Raw genomic sequence first — 13644 nt, forward strand, 5'->3', positions numbered from 1 at the left:
CGTCGAGTTGCTCGTGCCGCGCTGATCAGGCCGCCAGCGCCGTCCGCGCGGCGTCCCTGCCGAGCAGGACAGCCCGCTTCAACAGGTCGGGCTCGCGTTCGAGCAGGCCGACGTCCGGCGAGTCCAGCGGCGGCCGGATCGTCAGCACGGTGTCGCCGCCGTTCGCCAGGAAGTCCTCGTCTTCGACTTCGAGTTCGTACTGCGCCCGCCAGGCGCCGATCGCCCCCGGCGCGTGGCGCTGCAGGAACCGCGGCACCACCACGTCGTACAGGCGCGGCGGGCGGATCGGGAGCTCGTCCGCGCGGCGCGTGCGCAGCATCAGCACGCGGGTCGCGCCCTGCTTGAGCGCCGTCCGATACGGCAGCGGCTCCGCGATGCCCGCGTCGACGAACCGCCTGCCGCCCAGCTCGATCGGGCGCCCGGCGAGGATCGGGATGGACGCCGTCGCCCGCAACGACCGCTTCAGGGTGTCCTCGTCCTCGATGAACTCGTGCAGATCGGTCGGCTCACCCGTGTCCGCGTCCGTCCCGAGTGGATGGAACGTGACCGGATTGTCCAGAATGGCCGGGAAATCCATCGGCTGGAGCCTGCTGTAGACGCTGTGGACGAGGTAGTCGGTGTCGACCACCGGACGCCCGTGCAACGGCCCCCACGGGTTCAGGATCCGGCGCATCACCGCCGGGTCCCACCACGTGCTGATCCCGCGGCCCGCGCGCCCGCACAGCAGCCACGCCCCGTTCAGCGCACCCATCGACGAGCCGTAGACCGCGTCGAAGCAGCCGAGCAGGCCCAGTTCCTCGATCGCGAGCGTCATCCCGCTGGAGTAGGTGCCGCGGCTGCTGCCGCCCTCGACCGCCAGCGCGAGCCGCTCGCCGTCCGTGCGCGCGCCCGGTTCGCTTCCGCCTGCCAGCCGATCGGCGATCAACTCGACCACGGGATGGTTCACCGGCCGCCTCCCCTTCACCCGGCGCCGGCTGGCACCACCGATCGCACGAACTCCTGGAACTCCCCGACGAAATCTTCGAACCCGCCCACCGTGCTCGTCAACACGAGTTCGATCACGGCGCGTTCAGCGGGCAGATCGTCGTCCCGCATCTCCAGGTAGACCTGGCACTGGATGAGCTCCCGATGGGCACCGTCCAGCTCGGCGGCCACCCGCAGGGTCTGCGTGTAGCTCGGCGCCTCCTCGGTGCCCGCGGCCGCCCTGGTCAGGACGTCCACCTCGCCGACGGACCCGCTGAGCCTGCCGACGGACTCGTCCGCGATCGCTTCCAGGGTGGCGCCGTCGTCGCGGATCGCGCCGCTGACGGTGATGTTCGTGGTGAACCCGTCGTCGGCGGGCAGGCGCAGTGCCACGAACGCGGCTTCCGGCGCGCCCACCTCGTCCGGCGGCGCCGGCTGCCAGCCCTCGGGCAGCGTCAGGTCGATCTTGACGGGTAGCTGTGTCGCCATCGTGCTCCTCAGTCGAACGGGTTGAACTTGTGGGCGATCTTCTTCGCCTCGTTCACCGCGTCGCCCGCGGTGTCACCCACCTTGTCAGCGACATCACCCGCGCTGTCGACGACCTTCGCCGGGTCCACGGTGAACTCGAAGCCGACCTTCCCGCCGACCCCGAGCCCGACCCCGAGATCTCCGCCGAGGGTGAACTTGCCGTCCTTCATCCCGGCGTCGAAATTGGCCGCCGCACCCGCGCCCGCCCACGCTTCACCCTTGAGGCCCGCGCCGACACCGGCGACGTCCCCCTTCACCTCGCCCTCGACCTTGGCACCGGCGAACGCGCTGCCCCCGACGTGCGCGCCGGACTTGTCGATCGTCACCGATCCCTTGGCCTCACCGCCGACGAAGGCCTTCCCGTTCGCGCCGACTTCGACCGGCCCGGACGACCAGGTGGCCTCACCGGTCACCGTCACGCCGAGGCTGACCGCGCCCGCGACCTTGACCCCGTCGGTTCCCGCGGAAAGTGTGCCGCTGATCTTGCCTCCGGCCTCGGCGTCGACCGAGGCCGCGAACGTGGTGTCGCCGATGTTCTGCTGGTGATCGACGAGGTTCCACTCGCCGCCCTTCTTCGCTTCGCCACTGAGGATCGTGACTTCGACGTCGGGCTTGGTGCTCTTGGGCTCCTCGGGGTCCTGGTGACCCCACTTGTTCATGTTTTCCTTCGGCACTCCGGCCTTGTCGCCGAACTCCTTGTCCTTGCCGACGCTGAGCTGCCCGACCTTGTGCTCCTTGGCGAACTGGCCCGCCCGCTGCAACCACGTCGGGCTCCTCACCGGGAGGCCGAGCGCCGCGGCGGTGGCGTTGCCGACCTCGGTGAGCTGCTTGCGCGACCGCTCGAGCAGCTCGCGGGCCTGCTTGCGGAGCGCGTCGCCGGGATCGGACAGCATCGGGTCCTTCGGGGCGTCCACGCCGCCGCCCTGGTGCTCCTTGAAATCGGCGACGGCCTTGCGGCTCGCCTCCTCACCCTGCTTCCACAGGCGGATCGCTTCGGCCGCGTTCGTCTGCGCCCAGCCCAGCGTCTCGGCATGCGCGCGGAGTGCGGCGGCACCGGAGTCGAGGGTGTCGCGCGCCAGCGTCCACTTGGGCTTCTCCGCCGAGAAGCCCTCCCAGAACGCGTGGCAGGCCTTGCCGGACCAGCCTTCGATCCGGACCAGGCCGAGGTCCTCGCCGATCTTGCCGAAGGTCTTGGCGTGCTCGCCGAGGACGTCCGCGACCGCGACGACCGCGACGGGGTCACCGGGGACGAGCGCCTTGGGGTCTTCGGTGCCGCCCAGTTCGGCCGCCATCAGCGGTCACCGCCGGGCAGCACGACCTGCCGGTCGGACTCTTCGTAGCTCTTGGCCGCGGTGACCAGGTCCGCCGCGTGGTCGAGCGCGCGCTTCCTCAGGTCTCCCGCGGCCGTCTGCCAGGTTCCGCAGAACTGCGCCAACGCGGCGAAGGCACCTTCGTGCCCCAACGCCCGTGAGACGGAGCCGTCGGGCACGGCGTCCAAGTGGAGGTCCGCGGCGTCGACCGCGCGCCTGATGGCTCCGGCCGCATCGCGAAGGTCCTGCGGGTCCACATCGAAACCGGTCATGTCCGACTCCTTCGCCCCAATGAATGTGACAGACCATACGGCAACTGTCACACCCATTGGAGTGAAATCGGAAAATCAACCCGAGGCGGGCAGGTTCCCGGCTTCCCCCTGCGCCGCGTGCGCGTGCGGCGGCACGGACCGGAACATCCCCAGCGCCACGAAGGCGGCCCCGAGCAGGAGCACGGCGCTCACCCCGGCGACCACGTTCAGCCCGGCCGTGAACGATTCGCGGGCAGAACGCAGCAGCGCCACCGCCGTCTCGCCGTGCAGCGACCCCGAGGCCGCGACCGCTTCCGCCAGCCCCTGCCTGCCCGCGTCCGCCGCCACCGGCGGCACCCCGGGCGGAACCGTCACCTGAGCGCGGTACACCACGGCGCCGATGCTGCCGAGCACCGCGATGCCGAGCGCGAACCCGAACTCGCCCGCGGTCTCGTTGAGCGAACCCGCGGCGCCCGCCTTCTCCGGCGCGACGGACCCGACCACGAGATCGGTTCCGAGCACCACCATCGGACCCGCGCCGAGGTTGATGGCCATGAACCCGGCGAGCAGTACCGGCAGGCCGGAGGAGGCATCGACGCGCGTGATCGCGACGAGCCCGGCGGTGGACAGCACCAGGCCGCCCGCGATCAGGTACGCGGGCCGGAACCGGCGGGCGAGGATCGGCGCCAGCAGCGTGCTGACCGTGGAACCGATGGCGGCGGGCAGCATGCAGAGCCCGGCGACGAGCGGTGTGAGGCCCTGGACGAGCTGGAAGTACTGGCTGATGAACAGCATGATCGCGCCCATCAGAAAGGTGCCGAAGAGCATGTTGCCGAGTGCGGCGCTGAACACGCGGTTGCGGAAGAGGCGCAGGTCGAGCAGCGGATGCGCGAGCGTCTGCTGGCGGCGGACGAACACCGCGCCGAACGCGAGCCCGGCGAGCAGCGCGCACGCGGGGTACGCGCCGAGCCCGTCGCGGGCCAGTTCCTTGAGGCCGTAGATGATCGGCAGGATCGTGGCCAGCGAAAGCGCGACGCTGACCAGGTCGACGCTGCCGCCGGGGTTCGCGTGCTCGGGGAGCAGCAGCGGCCCGAGCACCAGCAGCAGCACCATCGCCGGTACGCCGAGCAGGAACACCGATCCCCACCAGAAGTGCTCCAGCAGCACGCCGCCGACGAGCGGGCCGATCGCGGCGCCACCCATGAAGCACACCATCCAGACGCTGATCGCGACCGCGCGCTGGCGTGGCACCGCGAACATGGTGCTGATCAGCGCCAGCGTCGACGGCATGAGCGTGGCGCCCGCGATCCCGAGCAGCGCGCGAGCCGCGATCAGCATCTCCGCGCTGACCGAGAACGCGGCGAGCACGGACGCCAGCCCGAAGCCGACGGCGCCGATGAGCAGCAGCCTGCGGCGGCCGATCCGGTCACCGAGATTGCCCATGGTGATCAGGAACCCGGCGATCATGAAGCCGTAGCTGTCCACGATCCAGAGCTGTTCGACACCGTCGGCGTGCAGGTCCTCGCTCAGCCGTGGCAAGGCCATCAGCATCACGAACACGTCGATCGACACCAGCAGCGTCGGCAGGGCCAGCACCCCGAGCCCGATCCACTCGCGCCTGCCCGCGGTTTTCTCGTCACGCATCCCGCGCCCCCTTGTCGCTGGCTCCTCGCGGGTACCGGCTCCGGGAGCTCCCCGGCGCACCCCGCCCGCCGTGCCCAGACAAATCGGACACGACTCGAACCTACGAGCTCCAGCACGGTCGAGGTCAAGGCACCGAGAACCGAACCCGGCTTTTCGCGTTCAGCGGGCTAAACGTCGTCGTGCCCGATTCGGCAACCAGCTCGATCAGGGCGAGCCAGAACGCGGCCGCACCGGGGTTGTCGTGATCGAACGTCAGCGTCCAGACCCCCGGGTACCTGCTGAAAAGCAGTCTCGCGGCCGCGGTGGCGACTCCGCGCCTGCGGTACTTCCGCACCACGAAGAACTCGCCGAGGTTCCGCGAGCCGTCGTTGTCCACGTCCTGCCGCACCAGCGCGGAAACCGGCCAGCCTGCTGTCGACGGTGACGAACCACGGCTCGCGGCCCGGCTCCAGGAAGTAGCTGTCGAGGTGGCGGTAGGTGAACGTGCCGTGCGAGCTCAGCTCGTGACCGTGGAACTCGGAGAAGTCGTACTGGTAGAGCTGCAGGAGGTTCGCCAGCACGGACCGGTCCTCTTCGGCGATGGCGACCAGATCGACGTTCACGCACCGGAGTGTGCAGAGCCGACCCGGTCCGGCCAAGCAATTTCGCCGCCCCCGTACAACCAACTAGTTAGTCGACTATCCTGAGGGCATGGCCCGTGACGCACAGGAAACTCGGCGGAAGCTGCTCGAAGCCGCGACGGCGGAGTTTTCCGCGTACGGCATCGCCGGCGCCCGGGTCGACCGGATCGCGGCCAACGCGGGCTGCAACAAGGCGATGATCTACTCGTACTTCGGCAACAAGGACCAGCTCTTCGACGCCGTCTTCGACGCGATCGTGATCGGTACCGTCACCGAAGTGCCGATCGACCCGGCCGACCTGCCCGGCTACGCCGGCAAGCTCTTCGACCGCTACCACGAGCACCCGGAGTCGCTGCGCCTCGCGACCTGGTACGCGCTCGAACGCGGCGGCCGCGAAGAGCCGCCCGCGATGGTGGCCAAGGCGACCGTGCGCAAGGTCGCGGCCATCCGTGACGCGCAGGAGAACGGCAGCCTGCCGAGCCGCTTCGGCGCCGAGGAACTGCTCACCCTCGTGATCCACCTGTCGACGACCGGCAGCTTCGAGCTGTCGGCCCCGAAGCGGGACGACGCACTGATGGCACGCAGGCGCGAGTCGATCGTGGCGGCCGTCGCGCGGCTGATCGCCGACTGAAGCCCCCGCCCGCAGTTAGCGGGCTAAACGCGCTCGGCCCCCACGAGAACGAGGGGCCGAGCGCGTTTTGTCGCCGGGGACGTTTAGCCCGCTAACTGCAGCTCAGGCCGCGTAGCCCTTCGGGGGGATGAGGGAGGCGAGCTGGTCGAAGCCGAGCCAGTAGATCTGGTTGCCGCCGAAGTTCGCCGGGTCGGCGATCTGGACCGTGCGGGCGTCGGTGTCGTAGCCGATCACCGTGAAGTAGTGGTAGATCGTCTCGTTGGGGTAGCCCGGCGGGTGGTTGTCCGGCGGGGCCACGATGTTCGCGACGAGCGCGTACCCGTTGTCGATGTCCTTCACGATGTCGTTCCAGAGCAGGTCCTTCTGCTCCTGGCTCGGCGGGTCGCTCGGCATCTCCTTCGTTTCGTACCAGGTCGTCCCGAGGTCGTTGTTGAGCACGGTCACCACCTGGCTGATGTGGTCGGTGCCGTTCTCGGTGGTGCCGAGCTGGGCGGCGAGGTCGTCCTGGCCCGGCAGGTTCTGGGTGCGCGCCGACAACGCGATCCTGGTCGCGGCCGGCCCGCAGTAGTACCCGGTGACCTGCACCTGGTAGTCGACGTTCAGCGTCTTCACCGCGGCAGGGGCGGCGGTCGCCGCGGATGGCAGCACCAACGTTCCCGAGACCAGTACCGCAGCGGTCACCAAGGCGAGTTTCCGGATCATGAACCCCTCCAGCGTTAATTACTTACCGACTTTCTAGTCATTTCGGAATTTCTGCACTATCCGCCGAACGGTCTAACCTGGCACGAATCCGCACCACTGACGCCGAACGTATGAACGCCGCGGCGCGCACCGGCAGAGACCTCCACATGCAGCCGTTGACCGACGCGTCCGATCCGGCGGTGCCCGCCATGGGACTCGACCGCCCCGATCTGACCTCTGGGGACCCCGCGCCGGTCTTCGGCCTCCTCTTCGACCGGCACGCCGCGGCGCTGCACCGCTACCTCGCCCGCCGCGTCGGCACCGAGACCGCGCACGACCTGGTCGGCGAGACCTTCCTGACCGCGCTGCGCCAGCGCGAGACCTACCGCCCCGACACCGGGACGTTCCGCGCGTGGCTCTACGGGATCGCCACCAACCTGCTGCGCCACCACGTCCGGACTGAAGTTCGCGGGCTAAACGCGACAGCACGGCTCGCGGGGCGGGATGAGCATGTGGCGCACGGGCCTGACTCGCACGTGCCCGCCGCGGTCGACGCGCAGCGGAAGGCCGCGCTGCTCGCTGGCGCGCTCGCGGACCTCAGCGAAGCCGATCGCGACACGCTGCTCCTGGTTTCGTGGGCGGGGCTCGAACCCGCGGAAGTCGCCGAGGCGCTCGGCATTCCCCAAGGGACGGTCAGATCGCGCCTGCACCGGGTACGACGGCAACTCCGCGCCAGCGCACCGAAGGGAGGCGACCGCGATGACTGACGACACCCCGCGCCAACTCTGGTCGGAGTCCGATTTGGACGAAGCACTTTCCCTGCTGCACAACGAAACCGGCCCCGACGAGAGTCGGCTCGCCGACACCAGGGCGCTGCTCCTGCGCGCCGAACCGCCACCAGAGACGCACATGCGACTCGTGGCCGCGCCGAGCCCGCGCGGCACGCATCGCTGGCGACCGGTAGCGGCCGCAGTCACCGCGCTGGCGCTGATGACCGGGGCAACCGTGATCGCCGTGCGAGGTGAAGAAAGCACCCCCGTGGCGAGCAGGCAATCCGCACTCGACGGCATCCACGCGACCGATCCGGTGCTGCCAGAGGGGCAATACCTCTACATCGCGGACCGCCACTGGAAGCGGACCAATGCCAAGGGCACGCCCATCGCCTACCGCTCCGAGTGCCTGTCCGAAACCTGGTCGCCGGGCTTCGGCGCCGCCGACTTCGGCCAGACGCAGACGATGACCGGTCGCATCCAGTGGATCTCCAGTACCGCACAAGATGCCGAGAACTACGGCCTCAACCCGCCACCCGCCGGACCCGCGAGCAACGCCTACTACTACTGCGCACCTTCGCTACGGCGCGACATGGACAACGAGTACCCCACGCGGTGGCTGTCACCGAGGCAGGCGATCCTGGACTCGTTGCCGCACACCGCCCAAGACCTCCTCGCCACCCTGCGCCATTCACTGCCGATCAGCGAGGCCGAGTCCAGTGTGTTCTCGCTGGCGGGAGAGATGCTGGGAACCGGCCTGTACCCAGCCTCCATCCGAACCCGGCTCTACCAGGCCCTCGCACTGCTGCCACAGGTCGCGATCACCACGGACGCTGCCCTGCCGGACGGCCGCACCGGCACCGAGTTCAGCCTGGCCACCTCGACCAAACTGTTCGCCCTGACCGTCGACCCCCGGACCGGACAGCTGATCGGCACCAGAACGACCGCCCTCCAGGATCTTCCCGACTACAACGACATCTCGGATGACCTGAAACCCGGAACTGTCGTCGACGAGTCCGTGTTGACCTACGGCGTGAGTACGAAGCGCGGGGAGAAGCCCGTGAGGTAGCAGGATCGGCCCGTCAAGCCTTTCTCGCCGCGGCGAGCGCGAGTCCGACGTTGCTCACCTCCAGCACCCGGATCCCGTCCGGCAGCTTCCCGGAGTCCGGCGGCACCAGTGCGTGCGTGAAACCGAGCCGGGCGGCTTCGGCGATCCGCCTCCCGGTGCCGGACACCCGCCGGATTTCCCCCGCCAGCCCCACTTCACCGACGGTCACGAGCCGGGACGACAGCGCCACGTCCTCCGCCGAGGACACGACCGCGAGGACCAGCGCGAGGTCGATCGCGGGCTCGGTGATCTTCATCCCGCCGACGGTGGCCGCGTAGACGTCCATCTCGCTCAGCTTCACCCCGGCGCGCTTCTCCAGCACCGCGAGCACCATGTTGACGCGCGCGGAGTCCAGCCCGCTCACCGCGCGCCGCGGCTGGGGCATGTGCGATTTGGACACCAGCGCCTGCACCTCGCCGAGCAGCGGGCGCTTCCCTTCCACCGCAACGGTTATCGCGGTACCGGGCACCGGATCGGCGCCGGTGTTCATGAACAGGCCGGACGGGTCGGGCACCCCGACGATGCCGTCCTCGACGAGTTCGAAGCAGCCGATCTCGTCGGCCGCGCCGAACCGGTTCTTCACCCCGCGCAGCATCCGGAGCGTGGAATGCCGGTCGCCCTCGAACTGCAGCACGACGTCCACGAGGTGCTCGAGCACGCGCGGCCCCGCCACTGAGCCGTCCTTCGTGACGTGCCCGACGAGCACGATGGGCAGCCCGCGTTCCTTCGCGAGCGCGACCAGTCCCGCGGTGACCGCGCGGACCTGGGTCACCCCGCCCGGCGCGCCGTCCACCTGCGGCGAGGACATGGTCTGCACCGAGTCGACGATCAGCACGCCCGGTTTCACCGCGTCGACGTGGCCGAGGATGGCGGAAAGATCGCTCTCCGCGGCGAGGTACATCCCGCGGTTGAGGTTCCCGGTGCGCTCGGCGCGCAGCCGGACCTGGCCCGCCGACTCCTCACCGGTGACGTACAGGGACGGGCCCGCGGTGCCGCCGACCGCCCACTGGTAGGCGACTTCGAGCAGCAACGTCGACTTGCCGACCCCCGGTTCCCCCGCGAGCAGGACCACCGCGCCGGGGACGAGCCCGCCGCCGAGCACCCTGTCCAGCTCGGAGACGCCGGTGTGCCGCGCCCGCGCGGCCTCGACGTCGACCTCCGCGATGGGCCGCGCCGGAGCGCTCGGCGCACCCGCGGCGACCCTGGCTATCGGCGGGCGTGCGTCACCGCGCTCCTCGATGGTGCCCCACGCCTGGCATTCCGGGCAGCGTCCGACCCACTTGGCGGGTTCGTACCCGCATTCGCCACACCGGAAGCCGGAACCCTTCTTGACCACGACGCCAGGCTAGCGCCGGGCACCGACAATCCCGGTCATTCGTGCGCGGGCTGTTCCTGTTTCGTCTCGACGCCGCACTTGAGCGCGTGCTTCGGAGCCGCCATCGGCACCTCGACGGTCACCGCGCCCGCGTCGCGGAAGGTGAACGTGACCTTGACGGTCTGGCCGGGCCAGATCGCGGTCTTGAGCCCCTCCAGGGTCACCGTGCCCTCGCCGACCTTGGCCGGGGTCGGCTCGGCGGCCGACGGCTCGGACGACGCCGACGGCGCGCCGCTCTGCTTGCCGCCGGGGGACGACGGGGCCGAGGACGAACCGGGCGATGCGGCCTGCTCGTCGCCGGCGGCCTGGGCGGGCCCGAGCACGAGGGTGTGCGACGCGACGATCGTCTTCGACCCGCCGACGACACCACCGGCCGAGAGGTCGGAGGTCACCGCCTCGAGCACGTCGTCCTTCGGGCCCTGGTTGATCACGCGCAGGCTCAGCGGCGCGGAACTGCCCTGGGGGTAGGCCTGCTCGCACTGCTCGCGGTTGACCACCGCGGCATCCCGGATGGACAGCCCGCCGGCCTGTGCGTAGGCGCCGTTCACCGCGGCCTGCTGGGTGTTGGTCTGGGTGATCTGCCCGGCGCCGCATCCCGCGATCGCCATGACGGCACCGAAACCGAGCACGGTGGCCCCCAGTACGCGACGTTTCTGCAGCCTCACGGTCTTCCGTCCCTCCTAGGGCGTGCCTTGTCCACGCGAAGGGTAGCCGGGGCCCGCCGGCACCGGAGAACCTGGTACCGGCAGCGGGCGCGGCGATGATGATCAACCGTCCACAGTGGAATCACCGAGGCGTGCCCCGGCGGCTCGCGCCTCACCTGCATGAGCATGGGAAATGCACGTTTGTCAACCCCCGCTCGTGCCACCATTAGGCCGCTGACCTGCGAGGACGGATGCGGGGCGCTAGGTGCCCCTCGGCGCGCCGTGATAGGATGGGTCTAGCGAAAGGGGCAGAGGACACATGGTTTTCAAGGTCGGAGAGACCGTCGTCTACCCGCACCACGGTGCCGCACTCATTGAAGCGATCGAGACCCGTGTGATCAAGGGCGAGGAAAAGAAGTACCTCGTCCTCAAGGTCGCGCAAGGGGATCTCACGGTTCGCGTGCCAGCAGACAACGCCGAGATCGTCGGCGTGCGCGATGTCGTTGGCCAGGATGGTCTGAACCGCGTTTTCGACGTGCTGCGTGCTCCGCACACCGAAGAGCCCACGAACTGGTCTCGTCGGTACAAGGCCAACCTCGAGAAGCTCGCCTCCGGCGATGTGAACAAGGTGGCCGAAGTGGTGCGAGACCTCTGGCGGCGAGAGAAGGACCGCGGCCTTTCGGCCGGCGAGAAGCGGATGCTGGCCAAGGCGCGGCAGATCCTGGTGAGCGAACTGGCGCTCGCCGAAGGCACCGACGAGGGCAAAGCGGAAGTGCTGCTCGACGAAGTGCTGGAAACCGCAGCGGTCTGACCGAGAATCACCCCGAGGAACAGTACGTATTCAGCCGGACACGATCGCGCCTGATGACCGAGTCGAGTGTGGTCGCCCTCGTGCCGACCGACGGTTCCGAGGAACCCGGCGTGCTGACCCTCGTCAAGGGTGAGCCACTGCTGACGCGCGCCGTGCGCGGGCTGATCGATTCCCAGTGCGTGGATCTGGTGATCGTGACCGCCCCCGCGCGGCGTGTTGCGTCCTACGAAAACGCCCTTCTCTTTCCGGAAGGGCCTTCTCTGAAACACCATTGTCGTGTTGTCGAAGACCGCCCCGGTGTTTCGCCCTTGCGTCGCGCATTCGACGCCGCGGAATTGTCGGCGGAGCAAATAGTGCTCGTGCACGATGCCTTGCGCGCATTGGCTCCGCCCGCGCTGGTCGAATCGGTCGTCGAAGCGGTTCGCGCGGGCGCGCGGGCGGTGGTACCGGTCGTCCCGGTCACCGACACCGTCAAGATCGTCGAAGGCGGCGTGCTCACGACCACCGAGGACCGCGCCTTCCTGCGGGCCGTCCAGTCACCACAGGGTTACACCGCGGAAGCCCTCCGCGAAGTAGCGGACTCCCCCGACCCGCTCGCGGCGCTCGGCGCCGCGGTGCACCTCGTCGACGGACATCCGAACGCACTCGAAATCACCTCGGCGTTCGATCTCGCGGTCGCCGAATCGCTACTGGAGAGCTTGTGAGAATCGGCACCGGCGTCGACGTCCATCCCCTCGAAGACGGCCGTGAGTGCTGGATCGCGGGCCTGCGCTGGGACGGTGCCGCAGGCTGTGCCGGGCACTCCGACGGTGACGTCGCGTCCCACGCGCTGTGCGACGCGATGCTGACCGCCGCCGGCCTCGGCGACCTCGGCGCGGTGTTCGGCACCGGCGACCCGCGCTGGTCCGGTGCGCACGGTCCCGCGCTGCTCGCCGAGGTCCGGCGCCGGATCACCGAGGCCGGGTTCGCGCTGGGGAACGCGTCGGTGCAGGTCATCGGCAACGCGCCGCGCATCGGTACTCGGCGCGAGGAGGCGCAGCGCGTACTGGGCGACGCCGCGGGCGGGCCGGTGAGCGTCGCGGGCACCACGACCGACGGACTCGGCCTCACCGGACGGGGTGAAGGCGTCGCCGCGATCGCGACCGCGCTGCTCGTGCCGCTAGGTTCGGCGTCATGACTGCCACTCTCAACGAGAAGACCCGCGGCCTGTTCGACGGGAAGAACTACGCCACGATCGCCACCACGAACCCCGACGGCCAGCCCCAGTCCTCGGTCGTCTGGGTCAAGCGGGACGGCGACGACATCCTGTTCTCCACCACGCGCGGCAGGCGCAAGGAGCGCAACCTCGCCCGCGACCCGCGCGTGTCCATCTCGATCTTCGAGACCGAGAACCCGTACAACTACGTCGAGGTCCGCGGCCGCGCCGAAATCACCGAGACCGACGGCCGCGCGCTCATCGACGAGCTGTCGAACAAGTACGGCGGCAACGACTACCCCGAGGAGCCCGCCGACGTGGTCCGCGTGATCGTCCGCGTGGTCCCCGAGAAGATCACAGGCTTCTCTGCCTGAGCATGATCGTGGGTACTGTGGTGCCGTGACGATTCGGGCTGTGTTGTTCGATTTTTCCGGCACCGTGTTCCGCCTCGAGCAGGACGAGACCTGGCTGGCCGACCTGACCGGCGACGAAGGCGATCCGCTCGACCTCGAAGCCCAGGCCGAGCTGATGCGGCGCATGACCGCCCCGGTCGGCCAGGTCGTCCAGCTCGACGCGGAGTACCAGCACGCGTGGGAGAACCGCGATCTCGACCCGGACCTGCACGAGAAGGTCTACCTCGAGGTGCTCCGGCAGTCCGGCGTGCCGAACGACGAGCAAGCGAAAGCCCTGTACACGCGGCTGTGCGACCCGGCGGAGTGGACGCCGTACCCGGACACCGAGGCGGCGCTCAAGGGCTCGGCCGAGCGCGGGCTCGCGGTCGGGATCCTGAGCAACATCGCGTTCGACATCCGCCCCGCGTTCACCGCGCGCGGCCTCGACGCCTACGTCGATGAGTTCGTCCTGTCCTTCGAGGTCGGCGCGCAGAAACCCGACCCGCGGATCTTCGAAGCCGCGATCGAGGGGCTCGGCGTGCCCGCGGAAGACACCCTGATGGTCGGCGACAGCGAAGAGGCCGACGGCGGGGCGCGGGCGCTGGGCTGCCGGTTCGCGCTGGTCGACCCGCTGCCGACGACCGAACGCCCCGACGCGCTGCTGACCGCGCTCCGGGAGCACGGCGTTCTGTAGGCGGAACGCACCCCGGTACCATTTCGG

Annotated in this window: 17 protein-coding genes; 8 read left to right on the forward strand and 9 right to left on the reverse strand. The window is 69.6% G+C overall.

Features of this window, described 5'->3' with window-relative positions:
• Positions 1-25 precede the first annotated feature (25 nt).
• From ABD256_RS03055 to ABD256_RS03080, 6 genes are all read right to left on the reverse strand, one after another.
• Positions 26-946 (reverse strand): patatin-like phospholipase family protein, encoded by a 921-nt coding sequence (locus ABD256_RS03055; RefSeq protein ID WP_344413107.1) that lies wholly within the window; start codon positions 944-946, stop codon positions 26-28.
• A gap of 14 nt (positions 947-960) precedes the next feature.
• On the reverse strand, positions 961-1452 hold the full coding sequence (locus tag ABD256_RS03060; RefSeq protein ID WP_344413109.1) for a hypothetical protein: 492 nt from the start codon (positions 1450-1452) through the stop codon (positions 961-963).
• A gap of 8 nt (positions 1453-1460) precedes the next feature.
• On the reverse strand, positions 1461-2783 hold the full coding sequence (locus ABD256_RS03065) for a putative T7SS-secreted protein (protein WP_344413111.1): 1323 nt from the start codon (positions 2781-2783) through the stop codon (positions 1461-1463).
• Positions 2783-3073, reverse strand: coding sequence for a hypothetical protein (locus ABD256_RS03070; RefSeq protein ID WP_344413113.1), 291 nt, complete (start codon positions 3071-3073; stop codon positions 2783-2785). The genes ABD256_RS03065 and ABD256_RS03070 overlap by 1 nt, the downstream gene beginning before the upstream one ends.
• Before the next feature lie 75 nt (positions 3074-3148).
• Positions 3149-4696 (reverse strand): MFS transporter, encoded by a 1548-nt coding sequence (locus ABD256_RS03075; RefSeq protein WP_344413115.1) that lies wholly within the window; start codon positions 4694-4696, stop codon positions 3149-3151.
• A 124-nt stretch (positions 4697-4820) separates the two neighbouring features.
• Complete coding sequence (locus ABD256_RS03080; protein ID WP_344413117.1) at positions 4821-5084, reverse strand: hypothetical protein; 264 nt, start codon at positions 5082-5084, stop codon at positions 4821-4823.
• Between the two features lie 302 nt (positions 5085-5386).
• Between ABD256_RS03080 and ABD256_RS03085 the strand changes: the two genes are divergently transcribed.
• Complete coding sequence (locus ABD256_RS03085; protein WP_344413119.1) at positions 5387-5947, forward strand: TetR family transcriptional regulator; 561 nt, start codon at positions 5387-5389, stop codon at positions 5945-5947.
• Between the two features lie 102 nt (positions 5948-6049).
• Here the strand turns inward: ABD256_RS03085 and ABD256_RS03090 are convergent, their stop codons facing one another.
• On the reverse strand, positions 6050-6649 hold the full coding sequence (locus ABD256_RS03090) for a C39 family peptidase (RefSeq protein WP_425546367.1): 600 nt from the start codon (positions 6647-6649) through the stop codon (positions 6050-6052).
• A 146-nt stretch (positions 6650-6795) separates the two neighbouring features.
• Between ABD256_RS03090 and ABD256_RS03095 the strand changes: the two genes are divergently transcribed.
• Together ABD256_RS03095 and ABD256_RS03100 are read left to right on the forward strand one after the other, a co-directional pair.
• Positions 6796-7395 carry an RNA polymerase sigma factor gene (locus ABD256_RS03095; RefSeq protein ID WP_344413121.1) on the forward strand — a complete coding sequence of 200 codons (600 nt, stop codon included), beginning with the start codon at positions 6796-6798 and terminating at the stop codon, positions 7393-7395.
• Positions 7388-8467 carry a hypothetical protein gene (locus tag ABD256_RS03100; protein WP_344413123.1) on the forward strand — a complete coding sequence of 360 codons (1080 nt, stop codon included), beginning with the start codon at positions 7388-7390 and terminating at the stop codon, positions 8465-8467. Before ABD256_RS03095 ends, ABD256_RS03100 begins: the two co-directional genes overlap by 8 nt.
• A 13-nt stretch (positions 8468-8480) precedes the next feature.
• On the opposite strand, the gene radA is transcribed toward ABD256_RS03100, so the two are convergent.
• Both radA and ABD256_RS03110 read right to left on the reverse strand, forming a co-directional pair.
• On the reverse strand, positions 8481-9842 hold the full coding sequence (radA, locus tag ABD256_RS03105; RefSeq protein ID WP_344413125.1) for a DNA repair protein RadA: 1362 nt from the start codon (positions 9840-9842) through the stop codon (positions 8481-8483).
• Positions 9843-9877: 35 nt separating this feature from the next.
• Positions 9878-10546: a copper chaperone PCu(A)C domain-containing protein gene (locus ABD256_RS03110; protein WP_344413127.1), complete on the reverse strand. Its 669-nt coding sequence runs from the start codon at positions 10544-10546 to the stop codon at positions 9878-9880.
• A gap of 298 nt (positions 10547-10844) precedes the next feature.
• Between ABD256_RS03110 and ABD256_RS03115 the strand changes: the two genes are divergently transcribed.
• The 5 genes from ABD256_RS03115 to ABD256_RS03135 all read left to right on the forward strand — a co-directional run bounded on the left by ABD256_RS03115 (position 10845) and on the right by ABD256_RS03135 (position 13617).
• A complete protein-coding gene (locus tag ABD256_RS03115) occupies positions 10845-11336 on the forward strand; it encodes a CarD family transcriptional regulator (RefSeq protein WP_020669809.1) in 492 nt (163 codons plus the stop codon).
• Between the two features lie 110 nt (positions 11337-11446).
• Complete coding sequence (locus ABD256_RS03120) at positions 11447-12040, forward strand: IspD/TarI family cytidylyltransferase (protein WP_344413138.1); 594 nt, start codon at positions 11447-11449, stop codon at positions 12038-12040.
• On the forward strand, positions 12037-12513 hold the full coding sequence (gene ispF / locus ABD256_RS03125; protein WP_344413140.1) for a 2-C-methyl-D-erythritol 2,4-cyclodiphosphate synthase: 477 nt from the start codon (positions 12037-12039) through the stop codon (positions 12511-12513). The genes ABD256_RS03120 and ispF overlap by 4 nt, the downstream gene beginning before the upstream one ends.
• Positions 12510-12905: a PPOX class F420-dependent oxidoreductase gene (locus tag ABD256_RS03130; RefSeq protein ID WP_344413142.1), complete on the forward strand. Its 396-nt coding sequence runs from the start codon at positions 12510-12512 to the stop codon at positions 12903-12905. The genes ispF and ABD256_RS03130 overlap by 4 nt, the downstream gene beginning before the upstream one ends.
• 25 nt (positions 12906-12930) lie before the next feature.
• On the forward strand, positions 12931-13617 hold the full coding sequence (locus tag ABD256_RS03135; protein ID WP_344413144.1) for an HAD family hydrolase: 687 nt from the start codon (positions 12931-12933) through the stop codon (positions 13615-13617).
• The last annotated feature ends 27 nt before the right edge of the window (positions 13618-13644 follow it).

This window comes from Amycolatopsis minnesotensis (genome assembly GCF_039529815.1).
In the GTDB taxonomy this organism is placed as follows: Bacteria; Actinomycetota; Actinomycetes; order Mycobacteriales; family Pseudonocardiaceae; genus Amycolatopsis; species Amycolatopsis minnesotensis.

Bases quoted from the DNA above. Each gene is read 5' to 3' on its own strand.
- ABD256_RS03090 (WP_425546367.1), bottom strand. From the start codon at position 6,649: ATGATCCGGAAACTCGCCTTGGTGACCGCTGCGGTACTGGTCTCGGGA.
- ABD256_RS03060 (WP_344413109.1), bottom strand. From the start codon at position 1,452: ATGGCGACACAGCTACCCGTCAAGATCGACCTGACGCTGCCCGAGGGC.
- ABD256_RS03070 (WP_344413113.1), bottom strand. From the start codon at position 3,073: ATGACCGGTTTCGATGTGGACCCGCAGGACCTTCGCGATGCGGCCGGA.
- ABD256_RS03100 (WP_344413123.1), top strand. From the start codon at position 7,388: ATGACTGACGACACCCCGCGCCAACTCTGGTCGGAGTCCGATTTGGAC.
- ABD256_RS03075 (WP_344413115.1), bottom strand. From the start codon at position 4,696: ATGCGTGACGAGAAAACCGCGGGCAGGCGCGAGTGGATCGGGCTCGGG.
- ABD256_RS03085 (WP_344413119.1), top strand. From the start codon at position 5,387: ATGGCCCGTGACGCACAGGAAACTCGGCGGAAGCTGCTCGAAGCCGCG.
- ABD256_RS03095 (WP_344413121.1), top strand. From the start codon at position 6,796: ATGCAGCCGTTGACCGACGCGTCCGATCCGGCGGTGCCCGCCATGGGA.
- ABD256_RS03130 (WP_344413142.1), top strand. From the start codon at position 12,510: ATGACTGCCACTCTCAACGAGAAGACCCGCGGCCTGTTCGACGGGAAG.
- ABD256_RS03065 (WP_344413111.1), bottom strand. From the start codon at position 2,783: ATGGCGGCCGAACTGGGCGGCACCGAAGACCCCAAGGCGCTCGTCCCC.
- ABD256_RS03115 (WP_020669809.1), top strand. From the start codon at position 10,845: ATGGTTTTCAAGGTCGGAGAGACCGTCGTCTACCCGCACCACGGTGCC.